The sequence below is a fragment of the Pseudomonas sp. URIL14HWK12:I6 genome (assembly GCF_000514195.1).
Lineage (GTDB): Bacteria > Pseudomonadota > Gammaproteobacteria > Pseudomonadales > Pseudomonadaceae > Aquipseudomonas > Aquipseudomonas putida_A.
In genome coordinates this window covers 330,750-351,299 of record NZ_AZVL01000005.1, presented here as the reverse complement: position 1 = coordinate 351,299, position 20,550 = coordinate 330,750, and the positions used below count along the sequence as shown (strand labels likewise).

At 59.3% G+C, this 20,550-nt stretch carries 20 protein-coding genes; 12 read left to right on the top strand and 8 right to left on the bottom strand.

The annotated features are described in order from the left end of the window. Positions 1–8 precede the first annotated feature (8 nt). The 4 genes from speB (at position 9) to H043_RS0111595 (ending at position 3,612) form a co-directional block, all read left to right on the top strand. A complete protein-coding gene (gene speB, locus H043_RS0111610; protein WP_027612015.1) occupies positions 9–968 on the top strand; it encodes an agmatinase in 960 nt (319 codons plus the stop codon). A gap of 320 nt (positions 969–1,288) precedes the next feature. Beyond that, positions 1,289–2,407 (top strand): cell division protein ZapE, encoded by a 1,119-nt coding sequence (gene zapE / locus H043_RS0111605; protein WP_027612014.1) that lies wholly within the window; start codon positions 1,289–1,291, stop codon positions 2,405–2,407. A gap of 17 nt (positions 2,408–2,424) precedes the next feature. After that, positions 2,425–3,006, top strand: coding sequence for a DinB family protein (locus H043_RS0111600; RefSeq protein WP_027612013.1), 582 nt, complete (start codon positions 2,425–2,427; stop codon positions 3,004–3,006). A 108-nt stretch (positions 3,007–3,114) separates the two neighbouring features. Beyond that, complete coding sequence (locus H043_RS0111595; protein ID WP_027612012.1) at positions 3,115–3,612, top strand: GNAT family N-acetyltransferase; 498 nt, start codon at positions 3,115–3,117, stop codon at positions 3,610–3,612. Between the two features lie 85 nt (positions 3,613–3,697). Here H043_RS0111595 and H043_RS0111590 read toward each other — a convergent pair whose 3' ends face one another. Next, entirely contained in the window at positions 3,698–3,907 is a 210-nt protein-coding gene (locus H043_RS0111590) for a hypothetical protein (RefSeq protein ID WP_027612011.1), read from the bottom strand. Between the two features lie 205 nt (positions 3,908–4,112). Then, on the bottom strand, positions 4,113–6,359 hold the full coding sequence (locus tag H043_RS0111585) for a TonB-dependent siderophore receptor (protein ID WP_027612010.1): 2,247 nt from the start codon (positions 6,357–6,359) through the stop codon (positions 4,113–4,115). Here H043_RS0111585 and H043_RS30265 point away from each other — a divergent pair. Both H043_RS30265 and gorA read left to right on the top strand, forming a co-directional pair. Continuing rightward, positions 6,346–6,516, top strand: a complete 171-nt coding sequence (locus H043_RS30265) for a hypothetical protein (RefSeq protein ID WP_155953488.1) — start codon at positions 6,346–6,348, stop codon at positions 6,514–6,516. The genes H043_RS0111585 and H043_RS30265 overlap by 14 nt on opposite strands. A 40-nt stretch (positions 6,517–6,556) precedes the next feature. After that, positions 6,557–7,915 carry a glutathione-disulfide reductase gene (gene gorA, locus H043_RS0111575; protein ID WP_027612009.1) on the top strand — a complete coding sequence of 453 codons (1,359 nt, stop codon included), beginning with the start codon at positions 6,557–6,559 and terminating at the stop codon, positions 7,913–7,915. Here gorA and H043_RS0111570 read toward each other — a convergent pair. Next, entirely contained in the window at positions 7,912–8,928 is a 1,017-nt protein-coding gene (locus tag H043_RS0111570; RefSeq protein WP_027612008.1) for a DNA-binding protein, read from the bottom strand. The two genes, gorA and H043_RS0111570, sit on opposite strands and share 4 nt — an antisense overlap. A gap of 177 nt (positions 8,929–9,105) precedes the next feature. Between H043_RS0111570 and H043_RS0111565 the strand changes: the two genes are divergently transcribed. From H043_RS0111565 to ahpF, 3 genes are all read left to right on the top strand, one after another. Then, entirely contained in the window at positions 9,106–10,044 is a 939-nt protein-coding gene (locus H043_RS0111565) for a site-specific integrase (protein WP_027612007.1), read from the top strand. Positions 10,045–10,180: 136 nt separating this feature from the next. Further along, a complete protein-coding gene (gene ahpC / locus H043_RS0111560) occupies positions 10,181–10,744 on the top strand; it encodes an alkyl hydroperoxide reductase subunit C (protein ID WP_003224621.1) in 564 nt (187 codons plus the stop codon). Positions 10,745–10,876: 132 nt separating this feature from the next. After that, positions 10,877–12,439, top strand: a complete 1,563-nt coding sequence (ahpF, locus tag H043_RS0111555) for an alkyl hydroperoxide reductase subunit F (RefSeq protein ID WP_027612006.1) — start codon at positions 10,877–10,879, stop codon at positions 12,437–12,439. Between the two features lie 176 nt (positions 12,440–12,615). Here the strand turns inward: ahpF and gloA are convergent, their stop codons facing one another. Next, positions 12,616–13,137, bottom strand: coding sequence for a lactoylglutathione lyase (gloA, locus tag H043_RS0111550; RefSeq protein ID WP_027612005.1), 522 nt, complete (start codon positions 13,135–13,137; stop codon positions 12,616–12,618). Between the two features lie 139 nt (positions 13,138–13,276). Between gloA and H043_RS0111545 the strand changes: the two genes are divergently transcribed. After that, on the top strand, positions 13,277–13,795 hold the full coding sequence (locus H043_RS0111545) for a DUF4946 domain-containing protein (RefSeq protein ID WP_027612004.1): 519 nt from the start codon (positions 13,277–13,279) through the stop codon (positions 13,793–13,795). Positions 13,796–14,012: 217 nt separating this feature from the next. On the opposite strand, the gene H043_RS0111540 is transcribed toward H043_RS0111545, so the two are convergent. The 3 genes from H043_RS0111540 to H043_RS0111530 all read right to left on the bottom strand — a co-directional run bounded on the left by H043_RS0111540 (position 14,013) and on the right by H043_RS0111530 (position 17,136). After that, entirely contained in the window at positions 14,013–14,378 is a 366-nt protein-coding gene (locus H043_RS0111540) for a histone-like nucleoid-structuring protein, MvaT/MvaU family (protein WP_003224630.1), read from the bottom strand. Positions 14,379–14,612: 234 nt separating this feature from the next. After that, complete coding sequence (locus H043_RS0111535; RefSeq protein ID WP_027612003.1) at positions 14,613–16,148, bottom strand: EAL domain-containing protein; 1,536 nt, start codon at positions 16,146–16,148, stop codon at positions 14,613–14,615. Between the two features lie 115 nt (positions 16,149–16,263). Then, complete coding sequence (locus tag H043_RS0111530; RefSeq protein ID WP_027612002.1) at positions 16,264–17,136, bottom strand: LysR family transcriptional regulator; 873 nt, start codon at positions 17,134–17,136, stop codon at positions 16,264–16,266. A 78-nt stretch (positions 17,137–17,214) separates the two neighbouring features. Here H043_RS0111530 and H043_RS0111525 point away from each other — a divergent pair, with 78 nt between their 5' ends. Then, a complete protein-coding gene (locus tag H043_RS0111525; RefSeq protein WP_027612001.1) occupies positions 17,215–18,162 on the top strand; it encodes a DMT family transporter in 948 nt (315 codons plus the stop codon). Positions 18,163–18,407: 245 nt separating this feature from the next. Then, on the top strand, positions 18,408–19,484 hold the full coding sequence (gene hppD, locus H043_RS0111520) for a 4-hydroxyphenylpyruvate dioxygenase (protein ID WP_027612000.1): 1,077 nt from the start codon (positions 18,408–18,410) through the stop codon (positions 19,482–19,484). Between the two features lie 178 nt (positions 19,485–19,662). Here the strand turns inward: hppD and rarD are convergent, their stop codons facing one another. After that, positions 19,663–20,544, bottom strand: a complete 882-nt coding sequence (gene rarD, locus H043_RS0111515) for an EamA family transporter RarD (protein ID WP_027611999.1) — start codon at positions 20,542–20,544, stop codon at positions 19,663–19,665. Positions 20,545–20,550: the final 6 nt, after the last annotated feature.

The following is a 20,550-nucleotide window of genomic DNA, read 5'->3' as shown; positions in this document are numbered from 1 at the left end:
GCACACCGATGGACGTGCCGATGCTCAATGACCAAGCCATGACCCGCGACAGCCTGTACGGCACGAGTGCCGAAAGCACCTACGCCGGGATCACCAGTTTCATGCGTCGTCGCTACAGCCGTGATTTGCGCGGCGTCGACGTGGCGGTCAGCGGGGTTCCGTTCGACACCGCCACCAGCAACCGCCCGGGCGCACGCTTCGGCCCACGGGGGATTCGCGCCGCGTCCACCGGGATCGCCTGGGAACGGCACTGGCCGTGGGCGTTCGATCCGTTCGATCATCTGGCGGTGATCGACTACGGCGACTGCGATTTCGATTACGGCTCGCCGCACACCATTCCGGAAAGCATCGAGGCCCACGCCGAGCTCATTCTTGATGCCGGCAGCGCGATGCTGACGTTTGGCGGCGACCACTTCATCACTTATCCGTTGCTCAAGGCCCATGCGCGTAAACACGGCGCGCTGTCGCTGATCCACTTCGATGCGCACAGCGACACCTGGCCGGACGAGGGCAGCAAACGCGTCGATCACGGCACCATGTTCTGGCACGCGGCCAGGGAAGGGCTGGTAGATCCGGCGCGCTCGGTGCAGATCGGGTTGCGCACCACCAATGACGATCATCAGGGCTTTGCCGTGCTCGACGCCCGCCAGGTGCATCGGCGTGGCTGCGAGGCGATTGTCGAGGCGATTCGCGCGCGGGTCGGCGATCACCCGGTGTACCTGACGTTTGATATCGATTGCCTGGATCCGGCCTTTGCCCCGGGCACTGGCACTCCGGTGTGTGGCGGGCTGAGCACGTTGCAGGCGCTGGAAATCCTCGGTGGTTTGCGCGGGATCAATCTGGTGGGCATGGACGTGGTGGAAGTGGCGCCGGCCTATGACCATGCGGACGTGACGTCGCTGGCAGCGGCCACCTTGGCGATGGAAATGCTCTGCCTGTACGCCGCGCGACACAAAGTCGACCTTTAAAACACCGCAAAGCCATGTGGGAGTGGGCTTGCTCACGAAAGCGGTGTGTCATTCAACGATGATGTTGGCTGACTTGACGCCTTCGCGAGCAAGCCCGCTCCCACAGGAGGTTGTATTCCAGGCAGTTGTTGCACGCTGTTTTGAGGTCGCGAGATATACAGTCGATCTTTGCCCCCCACAAAGCCAATGTGGGAGTGGGCTTGCTCACGAAAGCGGTGTGTATTCAACGATGATGTTGGCTGCCCCGACACCTTCGCGAGCAAGCCCGCTCCCACAAAAGGGCACCTGTTTTTCAGGGACATCGTGGCATACTGCCGCGCATGACTTTCGACTCTCCTTTAAGCGCCTGGCAACACGCGATCGAGCACAAGGGTTTCATCCAGGATGAAGCCCAGGAGCATGCGGTCTGGGCCTTGCAAAAATGCCATGAAGCCTTGCACGCCGGTGCCCGTTCGGTAACCGGCGTGTACTTGTGGGGCCCGGTCGGGCGCGGCAAGACCTGGTTGATGGATCAGTTCTATCAGAGCCTGCGGATACCGGCCCGACGGCAGCACTTTCATCATTTCATGGGCTGGGTGCACCAGCGCTCGTTCCAGTTGACCGGGATCGCCGATCCGCTGCGGGCGCTGGCCAAGGAGCTTGCGGCGGAAGTACGGGTGCTGTGTTTCGATGAGTTGTTCGTCAATGACATCGGCGACGCGATCATCCTCGGTCGGCTGTTTCAGGTGATGTTCGACGAAGGCGTGGTGGTGGTCTGCACTTCCAACCTGCCGCCGGATGAGCTGTACGCCGACGGCTTCAATCGCGACCGGTTTGTCCCGGCGATTGCCGCGATCAAGGCGCACATGCAAGTGGTGGCGGTGAACGGCGCCGAGGATCATCGCTTGCACCCGGGTGCGGGTCTGCAGCGTTATTTTGTCGCGGCGCCGGGGCAGGGCAGTGCTCTGGAGCAGGTCTTCCAGTCACTCAACGCCGGGCAGCCCGCCAGCGCCGAGCCGGTGCCCGTCGGCCATCGTGTGCTGAACGTGGTGCAAGCCAGTGCGACGGTGCTCTGGTGCCGCTATGCCGATCTCTGCGAGCAACCATTTGCCGCGATGGATTTCATCGCACTGTGCGACAGCTATCGGTCTATTCTGTTGAGCGACGTGCCGAACCTCAGCGCGCAGAAACGCGAAGGGCGCATCGCTCGCGGCACCGAGGACGGCTCGGCGCAGGTGGTGGCCGGCGACCGTGAGTTGCCGCAACTGTCGGTGCACGACGATGGCGTGCGTCGCTTCATTGCCTTGGTCGACGAGTGTTACGACCGTAAAGTGCCGCTGTACATTGAGGCCCTGGTGCCGATGGACGCGCTGTACACCGAGGGTTATCTGGAGTTTCCGTTCCGGCGTACTCTCAGTCGTTTGCAAGAGATGCAGCTGCAGCGTTTTGCCGAATCCTGAGCGAAGAGGGCGCGAGTATGAGCCAACCGCTGTCGCATCATTTACTGACCATGGCCTACCAGAACGCGTGGGCCAATCATCGCCTGGGCAAAGCCTGGAATCAGCTCGACGCCACTGAGCTGGCGGCGCCGCGAACGAGCTTTTTTCCGAGCATTCGCCTCACCCTCAATCACATCCTGACGTGCGACTGGTTCTACGTCGATGCACTGGAACGCGAGTTGCGCGGTGACGAGCCGCATCCCGACTGCTATGTGTTTTTCAAACATGACGAACCGTTCAGCGAGGCCGCAGCGCTGCGTGAAGAGCAGGCGCACGTCGATCGTCGACTGATCGCTTATTGCGAACAACTGCGCGATGCCGATCTGGGGCGGATCGTCACCATCGCCCGGGAAACGCCGCAGCATGACAGTCGCTTGCGTATGCTGTCGCACCTGTTCGAGCACCAGATTCATCATCGTGGGCAGGTGCACGCGATGCTCAGCGCGACCACGGTGAAACCGCCGCAACTGGATGAGTTCTTCTGCGCCGGCGAGAGCGGGTTGCGTGCTCAGGATTTTGCCGAGTTGGGCTGGACGGAAGAGCTGATCTGGGGGCGCTGAATCCTGGAAATCGAAAGATCCGGTTGTGGCCCGCAACATCCTCGCGGTAAGGTCGAACAGCCTTTCAGGTGCGCACTTTGCACGCCGGGGCCATGATCGGGGATGGAAATGGATTCCGCAGAAATTCTTGTGCTGCAAGCCAGTTACACCAATCCACTGCACGCCGAAGCCATCGGCATCGTGCTCAATCATTACGCAGAAGATCCCATGGGCGGCGGCCATTCGCTTGACCTGGAACTGTTGCGTCGCGTGCCGGAAGAACTTGCGCGCAGGCCTCATGCGTTCAGTGTGCTGGCGTTCGTCGGTGGCGAGCCGGCAGGGCTGGTGAACTGCTTTGAAGGTTTCTCGACGTTTGCCTGCAAGCCGCTGGTCAATGTCCATGACGTGGCGGTCGTGAGCAAATTTCGCGGCCTCGGCTTGAGTCAGAAAATGCTGCGCAAGGTCGAGGAAATCTGCCGTCAGCGCGGCTGCTGCAAAATCACCCTGGAAGTGCTCGAAGGCAACGAGGTGGCACAGAACTCCTACCGCAAATTCGGCTTCGCCCCCGGCATGTTCGACCCGGAACATGGCCGTATGCTGTTCTGGATCAAGGATCTGCAGGCATAAAAAAAAGGCGCCCCGGACAGGGCGCCCAACTGTCGTCTCCGAGGCCAGAGCGGAGCCATCGGAGGTCCATCGGTTGCTCGGTGAATCAGTCGCGATAAGACTCGGTGACTTGCGCGGTCTGATCGTTCGGAACCTTCAGTTCCGCTGCTTTGCTATTGATCGGCTGTTCGCTTGGCGCGTGGTGGACCGGGAAGTTGTCGTAGTAATGCCGCATGCGTTCGGCGCCGCCCTCGGCGAAGGCGCTGGCGGAACCGAGGGCGAGAAGCCCGGCGAGAATGACGGTAGTGGTTTTCATGGTGCCTCCTACTGAAAAACGTCGGAGCCGTTCGTCCATGAAGCAGATCTCGGGGCACAGTGTCCCGGCGGGGAATTAACTCGGGGTTAACAGCGGTGGCGAGGGGATTTGGTGACGCATTGCGCGTCACCGAGAGAGTGGGGCCGCTTCGCGATCCATCGGGGTTGAATCCCCTCACCACAGGGGTTTTGTTTGCGTGGATTGGTCAGAGCTTCCAGTCCAGGCTCAAGGTCACCGTGCGCGGATCGCCCCAGTACACGCCGTTGTAGAAGCCGACGTTGTCGTAATACTTCTTGTCGAACAGGTTATCGACGTTCAGCGACGCCGACAGATGCCTGTCGAACTCATAGCGCGACATCAGCTTGACCACGGTGTAGGCCTCCTGGTTGATCCGCGCCGGTTCGGTGATGATCCGGCCGTTGGCGCCGCGCCCGACCGGGCGGTTAGCCGCGCCATAGACGTCGCTCTGCCAGTTCACCGCGCCACCCACGGTCAATGCGTGCCAGTTGCCCGGCAGGCGATAGGCCGTGGACAGCCGCAGCATGTTCAGTGGTTGAGCGGTGTTGCTGCGCTGTTTTTCGCCGTCGACGGAGTGGGTGTAGGTGTAGCCGGCGGTCATGTTCCAGCCGCTGAGAATTTCCCCGGACACTTCGGCCTCGAAGCCATTGACCTTGTTACCCTTGCCGCCGGACTTGAAAAACTCCTCGCCGCTCACCGGGTCCGGGGGTACCGAGTTGTCACGCTCGGCGACGTTGTCCTGTTTGCTCCAGAACACTGCCGTCGCCAGGTTCAGGCGTTCGTCGAGCAGGCTGCCTTTGAGCCCGACTTCGTAGTTGCTGCCGATCACCGGGTCGAGGTAATTGCGGTTGCTGTCGCGCTTACTCTGCGGTTTGAAAATGTCGGTGTAGCTGGCGTAAACCGTGTACTCCGGCGTCAGGTCGTAAAGCAGGCCGGCGTAGGGTGTCCAGATATCATTCTGGCGTTGATGGGTGGCATCGGTGCTGGTCAGTTTTTGCTGCGCATCATAGTAGTAATCGGTGCTGGATTCGTCCCAGCTGCCATAGCGGCTGCCGAGTACTGCATGCAGCTCATCAGTCAGGCTCAGACGTGTCGCGAGATAACCGGCTTTCTGCCGGGTGATGCCTCGCGCGCCCGGCAGGCTGGTGACAGTGTCGGCGAATTTGCCGATGTCACCCATGTATTTCCAGTCGCGGATCTTGCCGTAGTCGGCGGCTTGGGGACTGTTGAAGGCGTAGGGCGAAGTCGAGCGGTTTTCCGCCTCGCCGTAGCCGAACATCATCTCGTGTTCGCGGCCGAACAGCTGGTACGGCCCTGACAGGTTGAAGTCGTACACGCTCATTTTCTGCGTGCCGAGCATGTGCCCCATGTAGGCCGTCATGCCGCTGCGGTCGGCCTCGGGAAAACCGGAGCCGCCGTAATAGACCTTGCCGTCGGTATCACTTTCGCGGTGGGTGTAGGCAGCTTTCAACTTCCAGCCATCACCCAGTTGCTGGTCAAGGGTGACGAACGCGGTCTTGTCCTTCAGCGGCCAGGAACTCCAGGATGTCGCCATGTTGGTCGACCGGCCGAGGCCGGCCTTGCTGCCGTCGGCGTTCCAGTACGGCACGGTGCCCCAGGAGGTGCCCTGAACCTGCTTGTCCTGATAGTCGTAACCGACGGCAAGCACCGTGGAGTCGGTCAGATCAGCTTCGAGAATGCCGTAGCCGACCTCGCGCTGCAGCGCGTATTTGTCGCGGAACGACTGGCTGTCGCGATAGGCCAGCACCGTACGCCCGCGCAGCCGACCATCGAAGGCCAGCGGCCCGCCGACATCGACATAGCTGTAGTAGTTGTCGTAGCTGCCGCCACTGACTCCGGCCAGTGCCTGCCACTGGGCAGTCGGGCGCTTGCGCACCATGTTGATGGTGGCTGAAGGGTCACCCGCGCCGGTGGTCAGGCCGGTGGCGCCGCGTACCACTTCGATGCGGTCGTAGATGATGGTGTCCGAGTCTGACTTCATGCGCCCGAAGGTGTTGAGCATCCCGTCGATCTGGAAGTTGTTGATCGGGTAACCCCGCGCCGAATAGCTGACCCGATCCGAGTCGTTGTGTTGCACGACGATGCCGGTGGTCTGGCGCATGGCTTCGGACAAGGTACCGAGCTTGAAATCATCCATCTGCTGGCGCGTGACCACGGACACCGATTGCGGGGTTTCCTTGATCGACAGGTTCAGCCGCGTCGCGGTGCTCATCGCGCCAGTGGTGTAGGAATCAGTGTTTTCAGTGTTAACGCCGAGGCCTTCGGCGCTGACGCTGGTGGCGTCCAGTTCCAGCGCCTGGGCGGCGGATTGTGGCGCTGTTTCATGATCGGTTTCAGCCAGCAGATCGGGACTCAACGCCATGCTGAACAAGCCGACAGTCAGGGTCATGGAACGGGTAATGGGCGCGAACATCGCAGCCGACTCCTTGTCTTCGAGGGAAAAAATCCGTTGGTTCAAAGACGAGGTGCAGGCCGGCGATTTAGTAACAAACAAGAAATATTATTATTTGGAGATATTTCCCGACTTCGCCGAGACGGGCGAAAAGCTGCTCACGGCGCTTGCCCAATAGACGGCGGCGGGTATGCTGTTGGCCTGCCGAGGAGATAGCAATGGCCTACGATTTTGACCTTTATGTGATTGGTGCCGGTTCCGGCGGTGTACGTGCAGCGCGCTTCGCCGCCGGTTTCGGCGCGAAAGTGGCGGTGGCCGAGAGCCGTTACCTGGGCGGCACCTGCGTCAACGTCGGCTGCGTGCCGAAGAAACTGCTGGTGTACGGCGCGCATTTCGCCGAAGACTTCGAACAGTCGTCCGGTTTCGGCTGGAGCCTGGGCGAAGCGAATTTCGACTGGGCGACCCTGATCGCCAACAAGGACCGCGAGATCAATCGCCTCAACGGCATTTATCGCAACCTGCTGGTCAACAGCGGCGTGACCCTGCACGAAGCCCACGCGAAGATCGTCGGCCCGCACGAGGTCGAGGTCAACGGTGAGCGCTTCACCGCGAAAAACATTCTGATTGCCACGGGTGGCTGGCCGCAGATTCCGGAAATCCCGGGGCACGAACACGCGATCAGTTCCAATCAGGCGTTTTTCCTCAAAGAGCTGCCGAAGCGGGTACTGGTGGTCGGTGGTGGTTACATCGCGGTCGAGTTCGCCGGGATTTTCCACGGTCTGGGCGCGAACACTACGCTGCTGTATCGCGGTGATCTGTTCCTGCGTGGTTTCGATGGCTCGGTGCGCAGGCATCTGCAGGAAGAGCTGACCAAACGCGGCATGGATCTGCAATTCAACGCCGACATCGCGCGCATCGACAAACAGCCTGACGGCAGCCTGAAAGCGACCCTCAAGGATGGCCGCGTGCTCGAAGCCGATTGCGTGTTCTACGCCACGGGCCGGCGTCCGATGCTGGACAACCTTGGGCTGGAAAACACCGATGTGCAGCTCACCGACAAAGGTTTCATCAAGGTTGACGAGCAATACCAGACCAGCGAGCCGTCGATTCTGGCGCTGGGTGATGTGATCGGTCGGGTGCAACTGACGCCAGTGGCACTGGCCGAAGGCATGGCGGTGGCGCGGCGCTTGTTCAAGCCTGAGCAATACCGTCCCGTGGATTACAAGATGATCCCGACCGCCGTGTTCAGTCTGCCGAACATCGGCACTGTCGGCCTGACCGAAGAAGAGGCGCGGGAAGCGGGGCATGAAGTGGTGATTTACGAGAGCCGCTTCCGCCCGATGAAGCTGACGCTGACCGAGTGTCAGGAGAAAACCCTGATGAAACTGGTGGTCGACGGCAAGACCGACAAGGTGCTCGGTTGCCACATGGTCGGCCCGGACGCGGGGGAGATCGTCCAAGGCTTGGCGATCGCGCTGAAGGCTGGCGCGACCAAGCGTGACTTCGACGACACGATCGGGGTGCACCCGACGGCCGCCGAAGAGTTCGTCACCATGCGTACGCCGGTCGGCGCTTAAGCGTCCTTCGCTTTGGCTGTGTCTGGCGCTGCCGCAACGGTAGCCGCCAGACGCAGGCTGTCTTCGAGGCTGGCCTGAGTTTTGGTCAGTTCCTTTTCCAGTGACTGATTGAGCTGCCGCTGTTCGTCGGCATCCTGTTTCAGCGTCTGACTTTCCAGCAGGGCCACGCGCAGGCGTTCCTGGAGGAGGGTGCGTTCGTTGTCGACGCGAGTGGCTTGCTCCAGCAACTGATCCTGACGCTGGTTGCTGTGCTTGAGCTGATCCTGCATCAGGCTCAGTTCGCGCTGGGTGCCACGGTTTTCCGTGAGCAGGCGTTCGTTATCGCGATGCAACTGAGTGATCTCGTCCTGACGCACCAGTGCACTTTGTTGCGCCTGGCGCAATTCCATCTGCAACTGCTGCAGCTGTCCTTCGTGACGGGCCTGCTCCTGCTCGCGCTGCTCTTTAGTGGCGTTGCGGTAATGCTCGAGAGCATCGCGGGCGTGCAGGTGTTTCTCTTCCAGCGAGCGGATCTGCTCGTCCTTGTCCTGCAGGCGCAATTCGAAATCAGCCAGCGCCTGATTGAGTCCGGCGTTGCGGGTTTGCTCGGTCTGCAGCATCGAGCGGGTTTCTTTTAGCGCTTCGGATTCCTTGGCCAGCGCCGCGCCTTGAATGTCGTGCTGTTGTTCCAGTTGCTCAAGTGCCTGGCGCACCTGCTTGAGTTCCGCTTCCAGGGTTTCGCGCTGCTCTTCGAACTGCTCGCGCGCTAGTTCGATCGGCTCTTGCGCCTGTTCTTTCAGGCGCTGGGCGAGACGCGAGACCAGTGCGGTCAGTTCGTCATTGATCGGTTCCGCGGACGCTTCGACCGGTTGGCTGCCGTCATCCAGCTCTTTCAGATAGCGATGGATCGTGGTTTTCGAACCGGTGTTGCCCAGTTCGATGCGTACTGCATCGATGCTGGGGTGTTCGCCTCGGGCCAGAATCGCTGAGCGCGCGATCTGCACCACTGCTTTGTTAACGCCACCACGGGCCATTTTAACTCCTACCATTACGTACTGTGGTACATGCCACCAAAGTACGCAGTGTACCACGCTGAAAATAAAGTTAAATGCTTGATTAATCACAGGCGGGATATACTGGTATTACCCAATGTCAGACCCCTGAATCGGTTTTTTCATCCAGCAATCAGTACGCCTGCGAGAACACTGCCCATGAGCGAGATCGATCGCTATCTGCAAGCCGCCACCCGTGACAACACCCGCCGCAGCTATCGTTCTGCGATCGAGCATTTCGAAGTGAAATGGGGCGGCTTCCTGCCGGCAACCGCCGACAGCGTGGCGCGGTATCTGGTCGAGCATGCCGGCGTGCTGTCGATCAACACGCTGAAACTGCGGCTGTCAGCGCTGGCGCAGTGGCATAACAGTCAGGGCTTTGCCGATCCGACCAAGGCGCCGGTGGTGCGCAAAGTGTTCAAAGGCATTCGCGCACTGCATCCGACGCAGGAAAAACAGGCCGAACCGTTGCAATTGCACGATCTGCAGCAAGTGGTCGACTGGCTGGAGCAGGAAGCCAGTAGCGCCAGGCAGAATCAGGATCGTCCGCAGTTGCTCAAGGCCTATCGCGATCGGGCGCTGATTCTGCTGGGCTTCTGGCGGGGCTTCCGCAGTGACGAGTTGTGCCGTCTGCAGATCGAGCACGTGCAGGCGCACGCCGGCAGCGGCATCACCCTCTACCTGCCGCGCAGCAAGGGCGACCGCGACAACCTCGGGCAGACGTATCAGGCGCCGGCGCTGCTCAAGCTGTGCCCGGTGCAGGCTTATATCGACTGGATCACCGAGGCAGCGCTGGTACGCGGCCCGGTGTTTCGCGGCGTTGACCGCTGGGGCCATCTGAGCGAGGAGGGCTTGCACGCCAACAGCATCATTCCGCTGTTGCGTCAGGCGCTCGAGCGCGCCGGCATCCCGGCCGAGCGCTACACCAGCCATTCCCTGCGCCGCGGCTTTGCCACGTGGGCGCATCAAAGCGGCTGGGATCTGAAATCGCTGATGAGTTACGTCGGCTGGAAGGATATGAAGTCAGCCATGCGCTATGTTGAAGCCAGCCCCTTTCACGGGATGGCCCGGATTACGGATAAACCGGCTTCGTCGTAGATATGGTTTTCTTCTATTAATACAGTCTGCTAATAGCGAAAACAAATCAGCAGCATCAGGTTTGCCAATGAGCCATCCGTCGAGTGAGTGGGTAGGATTCACCCATCGAATTCACAACCCTGACGGAGAGTCATCAATGCCTATCATCAACAGCCAAGTAAAACCGTTCAAAGCTACCGCATTCAAAAACGGCGACTTCGTACAAGTGTCGGACGCTGACCTGAAAGGCAAATGGTCCGTAGTGTTCTTCTACCCAGCCGACTTCACCTTCGTGTGCCCAACCGAGCTGGAAGACCTGGCCGACAACTACGCTGCGTTCCAGAAACTGGGCGTGGAAATCTACAGCGTTTCGACCGACACCCACTTTGCTCACGCTGCCTGGCACAACACCTCGCCAGCCATCGGCAAAATCGAATACACCATGATCGGCGACCCGACCCACGTCATCTCCCGCAACTTCGACGTGCTGATCGAAGAAGCTGGCCTGGCTGACCGTGGCACCTTCGTGATCAACCCTGAAGGCCAGATCAAAATCGTTGAACTGAACGATGGCGGCGTTGGCCGTGACGCTTCCGAGCTGCTGCGCAAGATCAAGGCTGCTCAGTACGTTGCTGCTCACCCAGGCGAAGTTTGCCCGGCCAAGTGGAAAGAAGGCGAGGCCACTCTGGCTCCGTCCCTGGACCTGGTCGGCAAGATCTAAGTCTGTGACGCACGCAACACAGGGCGGGACTCCGCACCTACTTCAGTAAGCTGCACCGCCCATTGAAAAAGCCCGGGCGAGATTCGCTCGGGCTTTTTTTCGCCTCGAATAAAGACACAGGAGATCGCCCGTATGTTGGACGCCAATCTTAAAGCCCAGTTGAAATCGTACCTGGAACGGGTTACCCAGCCGATCGAGATCGTTGCTTCCCTCGACGACGGTGCGAAATCCCGGGAAATGCTTGACCTGCTGAAAGACGTTGCCAGTCTTTCGAGCCAGATTACCCTGATCGACAGCGGCACCGATGCCCGCAAGCCGTCGTTCTCGATCAACCGTCCGGGTGCCGACATCAGCCTGCGTTTTGCCGGCATCCCGATGGGCCATGAATTCACATCGCTGGTGCTGGCCCTGTTGCAAGTCGGCGGCCACCCATCGAAAGCCAGTGCCGAAGTGATCGAACAGATCCGCTCGCTCAAAGGTGAGTTCAGTTTCGAAACCTACTTCTCGCTGTCGTGCCAGAACTGCCCGGACGTGGTCCAGGCGTTGAACCTGATGGCCGTGCTGAACCCGAACATCCGTCACGTCGCCATCGACGGCGCGTTGTTCCAGGACGAAGTTAACGATCGCAAGATCATGGCCGTGCCGAGCATCTACCTCAACGGTGAAAACTTCGGCCAGGGCCGTATGGGCCTGGAAGAAATCCTCGCCAAACTCGATACCGGCGCCATCGAGCGTCAGGCCGAGAAAATCAGCGCCAAACAAGCCTTTGATGTGCTCGTAGTTGGCGGTGGCCCGGCCGGTGCGTCGGCCGCTATCTATGCCGCCCGTAAAGGTATCCGCACCGGTGTTGCGGCTGAGCGCTTCGGCGGTCAGGTGCTCGACACCATGGCCATCGAGAACTTCATTTCCGTGCAGGAAACCGAAGGCCCGAAACTGGCGACGGCGCTGGAAGAACACGTCAAGCAGTACGACGTCGATATCATGAACCTGCAGCGCGCCGACAAGCTGATTCCCGGCAAGAATGGCGAGTTGCACGAAGTCCATTTCGCCAGCGGTGCGACCCTGAAAGCCAAGAGCGTGATCCTGGCGACCGGTGCGCGCTGGCGTGAAATGAACGTGCCGGGCGAGCAGGAATACCGTAACAAGGGCGTGGCGTACTGCCCGCACTGCGACGGCCCGCTGTTCAAAGGCAAGCGCGTGGCGGTGATCGGCGGCGGTAACTCCGGCGTTGAAGCGGCCATCGACCTGGCCGGTATCGTTGCCCACGTGACACTGCTGGAGTTCGACGTGCAACTGCGTGCCGACGCGGTACTGCAACGCAAACTGCACAGCCTGCCAAACGTCACCGTGATCACCAGTGCGCAAACCACTGAAGTCACCGGTAATGGCGAGAAGGTCAACGGCCTGCGTTACAAGGATCGCAATACTGACGAACTGCGCAGCGTCGAGCTGGAAGGGATTTTCGTACAGATCGGTCTGCTGCCGAACACCGACTGGCTCAAAGGCACCATCGAGCTGTCGCCGCGTGGTGAAATCATCGTCGACAACCGTGGCGAGACGTCGATCCCGGGGATCTTCGCGGCCGGCGACGTGACCACTGTGCCGTACAAGCAGATCGTGATTGCGGTGGGCGAGGGTGCCAAGGCTTCCCTCAGCGCGTTCGATCACTTGATCCGTACTTCGGCGCCGGCGTAAAACGGCAGTCGCTGAAACGAAAAAACCCATGAGCGATCATGGGTTTTTTTATGCCTGACACAATCCAATTGTAGGAGTGAGCCTGCTCGCGATGGCGGCTGCACATTCAAAACATCATGGCCTGACACACCGCTATCGCGAGCAGGCTCACTCCTACAGGAGAAATTTGCAGTCAGTTACAGCGGTGCAGGCTGGATGATTTCAACCCAGTAGCCATCCGGGTCCTTGATGAACGCCAGGCTTTTCATACGGCCATCGGTCAGGCGCTTCTGGAAATCACAGCCCAGCTCTTCAAAACGTGCGCACGCTGCAACGATGTCCGGCACCGAGATGCAGATATGGCCGAAACCGCGTGGGTCGGTGTTGCCATTGTGATAGGCAAAGTCGGCGTCGTTTTCGGTGCCGTGGTTGTGGGTCAGTTCCAGAATGCCGGGGATCGACTTCATCCATTCGGTGCGGGCGGCGGCGTCGGCCGGGATCTGCGCCTTGTCGACCAGCGCGAGGAAGTACAGGCTGAATTCGGCTTCCGGGAAATCACGCTTTTCAACCAGCGAGAAGCCCAGTATGCGGGTGTAGAAATCCAGCGACTTGGTGATGTCCTTTACACGCAGCATGGTGTGGTTGAAGACGAAGTTGCGGGTTGCGCTGTCTGGAGTGGCGGTGACGCCAGGGAAAGTGTTCAGTTCGTGCAGGCTCATAGGCCCTCCGTAACAATGGGGCGAGTGAATGGGCGCAATGATACGCATGCGGGGCGGCATCGCCAAACCGAATGCGCGGCTTGCTCTGTGGGCGGCCGGGCCTCAGACTTTGCTGCTCAATCTGCGAGTGCCTCTGGTAATGATCCGACCGTTCAAAGCGCTGTTCGTTTGCCTTTTCTCATCGCTGCTTGCCGTTCCGGCGCTGGCGGATCAGCCCAGTATCACCTGGCCTGCAGGCTGGGAAGTAGAGGCGCTGCCTGATCAAGCCCCTCAGGTTTCGCGCCAGCGCGCGGTGAAAAACGATGCTGACGGCAATCAGGTGATGGTGATGGAGTTGACCATGAGCCAGGTTGAGGCAGGCCATCAGGTCAATGTGCAGGGTGTCCTGCTGGAAATGCGCAAATCTATTCAGAAAGACTTCTTCCAGGGTGGCTATCAAAGCGTTTGCAACAAGATACATCCGGCAAAACTCGCCGCTCTGGATGCACTGGAGACCACCTGCACGATCACCGAAAACGGCCGTCATGTGTTGTCGCAAACATTGGTTGCTGCGGTCGCGACGGATAAGGCTTATGTACTTTCTTACGCGGGTCAGGCTGAGGTTTATAAGGCGAGCGCCGAGGAAATAGTCGCAGTGAGAAACAGCTTGAAACTTTAAGCGTCTGTTTGCACCGCTACGGGTTTAGATACCCGAAGGAATTAAGCACAAAGTTTAGCGGTCGTTGCGGTTGCAACATCCCGGCGCAAAATGTTTAGCCTCACGGCTTGTGGGTGTTAAAGCAGATTGATAACTAGCGTGGCGGAAATCGTTGCTTTTGTTAGATATTGTCGAAAAAAAGCCCTGCATAGAGCAGGGCTTGTTTGTTGACGCAAGATTAACCGCGCAACCAGGAATCGACGGTGGCAGCACCGTACTGTTCTTTCCAGGCTTTCAGGCCGCGGTGATTGCCGCCCTTGGTTTCGATCAGTTCACCGGTGTGCGGGTTCTGATAGACCTTGACCACGCGAGCGCGGCGGGTTTTCGGTGCGGCAGACACTTGCAGGCCGGACTTGGACGGGTTCGGATCGAGGATGGCGATGATGTCTTTCAGGCCTTTGCCGTAGGTTTTCATCAGCCCCTGGAGCTTTTCTTCGAATTCGATTTCTTTCTTGAGCCCGGCATCGTTCTTCAGCGATTCCAACTGCTTGAGCTGTTCCTGAAGGGCCTTTTCAGCTGCACGAAATTCAGCGAGTCTGGACAATATCTTTACTCCAATAGTGTGTTTGGCTGATACCAACCGCAAACAAAGCTATAAGCCAAGAGCCTTGAAGCGACTCGGTGATAATGGCTCACCTGCCAATCTTGCACAGGCTGAAAAAATTGTAGTAGTTAATGCGCCAAGAGTAAATCCTGATCTTGTCGTCATGTAACAACAGTGGTGTTTTGTATCAATTTGGTGCGCCCGGTCGCAGCGCCGGGCTTAATTTATTTTTAGTTAATGGTGACTTAATGCATCGATGAAGTCGGCGCCAGGCATGGGTTTTCCGAACAGATAGCCCTGCAGGAAGTTGACGTGGTGTGCGGTCAGATAGTCAGCCTGAGCCTGAGTTTCTACACCTTCGGCAACAATACCCAAATCGAGCTTGGCCGACAGTTCGATAATCGTGTCCAGAATATGCCGCGACAGCGCATCAATGCCGATCATCGCGACGAAACTCTGGTCGATCTTGAGAAAATCGACATTGAATGTTCGCAGGTAGCCCAGACTTGAATGGCCGGTACCGAAATCGTCGATGGCGATCATCACCCCCAGCGCGTGCAACTGCTCGAACAATAGGTGCGTGACATCGGTTGGCTCAATCAGCTCGCGCTCGGTCAGCTCCAGCACCAGGTTGATACTGCCGGGGGCAAAAGCAGCGAGAAACCCGCGACAGTCTTCGACCAGTTGCAGATCCTGGCAATGGCTGGCGGTGATGTTGATGCCGATGTGGAACGGTTTGTCGAACTCCGCCGACAACGGGCCGAGCAGGGCGGCTGTCTGCTGCATCAGCGAACGAGTCATGGGCACGATCAGGCCTGAATGTTCGGCAAACGGAATGAACAGATCCGGACGCACCAGACCCTCCTTGGGGTGATTCCAGCGCATCAGCACTTCAGCGCCGGACCACTTCCGGCTGTCGCCATGCACCACCGGCTGGAAGTAGGGAATGAATTCGCCAGCCTCCAGCGCGCGCAGCATCTCATGGCTGGGCGAAGTGGCGCGCCGTTGCAGGACGTGGGCGATAGCGCCCGCGATCACCCCGAAAAATATCAGCAGACTGAACAGCGGCGGGTATTCGCCGGCCATGTAGCGCCACGTTTGCCCCTGCGGAAAGCCTGCACTGACACTGAAGGCATAGCGCGAAGACGCGAGCATACTCTGCGCCACCGGTAACGGCGGCAGGGCGCCTTGATGCACCTTGCCATCGACGGACAGCCAGTTATCGCCGACCTGCAACAACAGCAGCGTCTGCCGGCCGATCAGGCGCAGGATGTTGCTCAGGTGATAACCATCGAGGGTGGTCAGCGCGCCACCGCGACCTTCGCTGAGGCGATACACCAACAGCGCGGTGTTGGGCGTGACGGGGTTGCCATTCATCAACCACAGTTTGCCCTGCGTATAGTCGCCCGGATTCACGGCCTCCTTGAACTCCCCGAACAGCGAGCTGCAATAGAGGTTGTTGTCCCACACCAGATTGGTCGAGCGTACAAAAGGTCGACGGGTCACCTGCTCACGCAAGGCCAGTTTGACGCTGTCGCAGGGCTGGCCGGCCAGGGGCAGGAGTTCGCTGGCGGCCTGGGCGGTGTTGTCGAGCATCAGTTCAAACTGGCGCAACGCCTCCTCGGCGGTATTTTGCGTGCTCTGTTGCAAGGTGCGTTCGGCTTGCAGATACAGAATCCCGCCGCCCAGCAGGACGGGCAAAACACCACAAAGCAGGCTCACAAAAATGCGTACGCTGCGTTTGCGGCGGGGTCTGACGGTCAAGGGCATTGGCGCATCCTGTCGCGATGGGGTGGAACTCTCGAATGCAGGCCTGGCAACGGCGCATCGGTGAAAAACAGCGAAGTCAGAAGGGATGATAGATGGCCGTTGGCGCTTGTGCCGCTCACGGCTGGTTGATCTGCGTGGCGAGTTTGATAAATGCCCGCGTGGCGGGCGAAGCCTGACGCTGATCGAGGACTGCGAGGCCGATCAGGCGTTGTACCGCCGGCAACAGCGGTTTCTTCAGGTAACGGGGCGCTGGATCGTCCGGCAATGAGCCCTCGGCGACAACGGTGATGGCATCGCCCCGGCTGACGACGTCCAGCGTACTGAGCAATTGCGAGCAACGATAGCGAATGTTCGGTTGCAGGCGCGCAGCAGTGAACAGACGTGAAACCAGTTCCGATGACCCGGCCTCGGTCAGCACAAAGGGGGCGGCACTCAAATCCTGGAGGCTCAGCGCCGCACGTGCGGCCAATGGATGATCGAGCGGGAGCAGGGCAACCATCTGGTCTTCGACCAGAGCAAAAGTATCGAAGCGCTCCTCGGGCAGCACCACAAAACCGACGTCGATTCGCCGCTCCTCCAGCCACTGCAGCACCTGCCGGTCCGGTCCCTCATCAATGTGTACTTCAATGCCCGGATGCACTTCGCGATAGCGCTGCAGAATCTTCGGCAGCAACTTGATCGATGACGTCGGGCCGAATGAGCCAATACGCAACGTGCCGGTTTTCATGCCCCGCGCATCGGCCGCTTCCTGGCGCAGGGTGTTGGCCAGACCGAGCATGGCCCGTGCGCGCTGCAGCAGTTGCTCGCCGATATCGGTGAGCTCCACCTGCGACTGGTGCCGCCGCAACAACTCCACGCCCAACTCCTGTTCCAGCGATTTCATCGCGTGGGATATCGCCGACTGCGAAATGCCCAGACGATGGGCGGCGAGGGTAAATCCGCGCAGTTCGGCGACCAGCGAGAAGATCTCCAGTTGCGTGAGGGTCATGAGTTTTTACTCATTTTACGATGAGAGGTCATGAGGGGAATGATACGCCATCCTTCAACTTCTTTCGTTTGGAACATCATGCGCAACCTTGAGCAAACCCACCTAACGGCCTCCGACCGGCCGGTTTACCTGACGCTGGCAGCGGTAACCATGATTTGGGGCGGGACCTTTGTCGCAGGGCGTTTTCTGACGGGCAGCCTCAGCCCGTTGTTCGCCGCCAGCCTGCGCTTCCTGCTCGCCAGCGTGGCGTTGCTCGGGTTTCTGTGGATAGCGCGTATCCCGTTGGCGCGACCGACACCCGGGCAATGGCTGCAACTGACGTTGCTCGGGTTCTTCGGCATTTTCTTCTACAACCTGTGCTTCTTTTATGGTCTGCGGTACATCAACGCTTCACGGGCTTCGTTGATTGTCGCGTTGAACCCGGCGGTGATCGGTCTGGCCTCGTGGTTGTTGTTCAAAGAGCGCCTGGGTCGGGCGAAAGTCGCCGGTATCGCGATCTGCATCACGGGCGCCGGCCTGGTGATTGTCAGCCGTGACCCGCGACTATTTGCCGTGACACCCGATGCGTGGATCGGTGATCTGTTGATTTTTGGCTGCGTGTTGAGCTGGGGTGTTTACTCGCTGTTTTCCCGGGGGTTGAACCAATCCATCGGCCCGCTGCAGACCGTGACCTTTTCCGTGTTGATCGGCAGCGGGATGCTGTGGGCGCTGGCAATGTTGCGTGGCGAGGTCAGCGGAGCAGCCTTGATCAACCTCGGCACAGCACAATGGCTGAGCCTGATTTACCTCGGCGTGTTCGGCTCGGCGCTGGCTTACATCGGCTACTACGATGGCATCCGCAAAATCGGCGCGACCCGATCCGGCGTGTTCATTGCCCTGAATCCGCTGACCGCGGTGGTGCTCGGCGCGCTGCTGCTCGGCGAGCAACTGACGTTGAGCATGTGCCTGGGCGGCGGGTTGGTGCTGGTCGGGATTTACCTGTGCAACAAACCCCTTGCACCGATGCGAAAAAGGCGGATTTTATAGAGAGGGCAGACAACCCTATTTACGCTGTGTAGAATCCGGTTACGCATACAATAATAAACGTCTTCTGGCAGCAGAAGCCTCGCCCGCAAGAGCCTTGGGTCGACAATGAAGATATTCGGGTTTCAACTGATCTACGGTGACTTCCTCGCCCGCAGTGTGCGAGGCATCTCCTGCGCACCTCCCGCCGGTCTCAGCATTACTGACAAATAACTCTGGTTAATTGATAAGAATGATGAGGCGTCACCATGGCAGATTTATACGAAAACCCAATGGGCCTGATGGGCTTTGAGTTCATCGAGTTCGCATCGCCGACTCCTGGCACCCTGGAGCCGATCTTCGAGATCATGGGCTTCACCAAAGTCGCGACCCACCGCTCCAAGAACGTGCACCTGTACCGTCAGGGCGCGATCAACCTGATCCTTAACAACGAACCGCACAGTGTGGCCTCGTACTTCGCGGCCGAGCATGGCCCGTCGGTGTGCGGCATGGCGTTCCGCGTCAAGGATTCGCAGAAAGCCTACAACCGCGCGCTGGAACTCGGCGCCCAGCCGATCCACATCGAAACCGGTCCGATGGAGCTGAACCTGCCAGCGATAAAGGGCATCGGCGGCGCGCCGCTGTACCTGATCGACCGTTTTGGTGAAGGCAGTTCGATCTATGACATCGACTTCGTGTTCATCGAGGGCGTTGATCGCAACCCGGTCGGTGCCGGTCTGAAGATCATCGACCACCTGACCCACAACGTGTACCGCGGCCGCATGGCCTACTGGGCCAACTTCTACGAGAAGCTGTTCAACTTCCGCGAGATCCGCTATTTCGACATCAAGGGCGAATACACCGGCCTGACCTCGAAAGCGATGACCGCACCGGACGGCATGATCCGCATCCCGCTGAACGAAGAGTCGTCCAAGGGCGCCGGGCAGATCGAAGAGTTCCTGATGCAGTTCAATGGCGAGGGCATTCAGCACGTGGCGTTCCTCACCGACGACCTGATCAAGACCTGGGATCAGTTGAAGAAGATCGGCATGCGCTTCATGACCGCGCCGCCGGACACCTACTACGAAATGCTCGAAGGCCGCCTGCCGAACCACGGCGAGCCGGTTGACCAGCTGCAATCGCGCGGCATCCTGCTCGACGGCTCGTCGAACCCGGACGACAAGCGCCTGCTGCTGCAGATCTTCTCGGAAACCCTGATGGGCCCGGTGTTCTTCGAATTCATCCAGCGTAAGGGCGATGATGGTTTCGGCGAGGGCAACTTCAAGGCCCTGTTCGAATCGATCGAGCGTGATCAGGTGCGTCGTGGTGTGCTCGCAACCGAGTAATCCTCCACCAGAATGAAAAAATCCCGGCTTGCAGTCATGCACAGCCGGGATTTTTTTTGCATCAGCAAAACTGTGGGAGCGGGCTTGCTCGCGAATTCGGTCTTTCGTTCAAGGTCTTTGTTGACTGAACTGACGCTTTCGCGAGCAAGCCCCCTCCCACGGTAGTTTTGTGTTGCTTTTAAGACCTGCGTTGTCGCATCAGGTGTTTGAAGCCTTCGAAGATCAGCACCACAACGGCGAGCCAGATCGGAATGTAGGTCAGCCACTCGCCGGCCTTGATGCTTTCACCGAGCAACAGCGCCACGCCGAGCAGCAACACCGGCTCGACGTAACTGAGCAAACCAAACAGGCTGAACGGCAGCAAGCGGCTGGCAATGATGTACACCACCAGCGCCGAAGCACTGATCAGACCGAGCAGCGGAATCAGCCAGAGCAAGCCCGGATACTGATCGAACACGGCGAAACCTTGCTCACCACCGCGCACGAACCAGTACGCCACCGGCAGCATCAAGGTCATGTCGACCCACAGACCGCCCAGGTTGTCGGTCTTCAGGCGTTTGCGCAGGACGAAATACAGCGGGTAACCGACCACGACCACCAGGGTCGCCCAGGAAAATCCGCCGACCCGATACAGCTCGTTCGCCACGCCGAGAACGGCAAAGAACACCGCGATTTTCTGCAGGTACGACAGGCTGTCGCCGTACACAATGCGCCCGGTCAGTACCATCGCCAGCGGCAACAGGAAATAACCCAGCGACACATCGAGGCTGTAGCCGTTGAGCGGCGCCCACATGAACAGCCACAACTGCACGCCGAGCAAACCCGACGAAACAATCAGACCGCCAATCAGCTTTGGATAGCCCGCCACCTTGCGCAGCAACTCCAGCACCCGCCGCCATTCACCCGACACCAGCATGAACACGGTCATGCACGGCACGGTGAGCAGCATCCGCCAGCCAAAGATTTCCACGCCGCTCAACGGAGTGAGCAGCGAGGTGTAGTAGTACATGACGGCAAACAGCACTGAGGCTGAAACCGATAGAGCGATACCTTTAGACAAACTGTC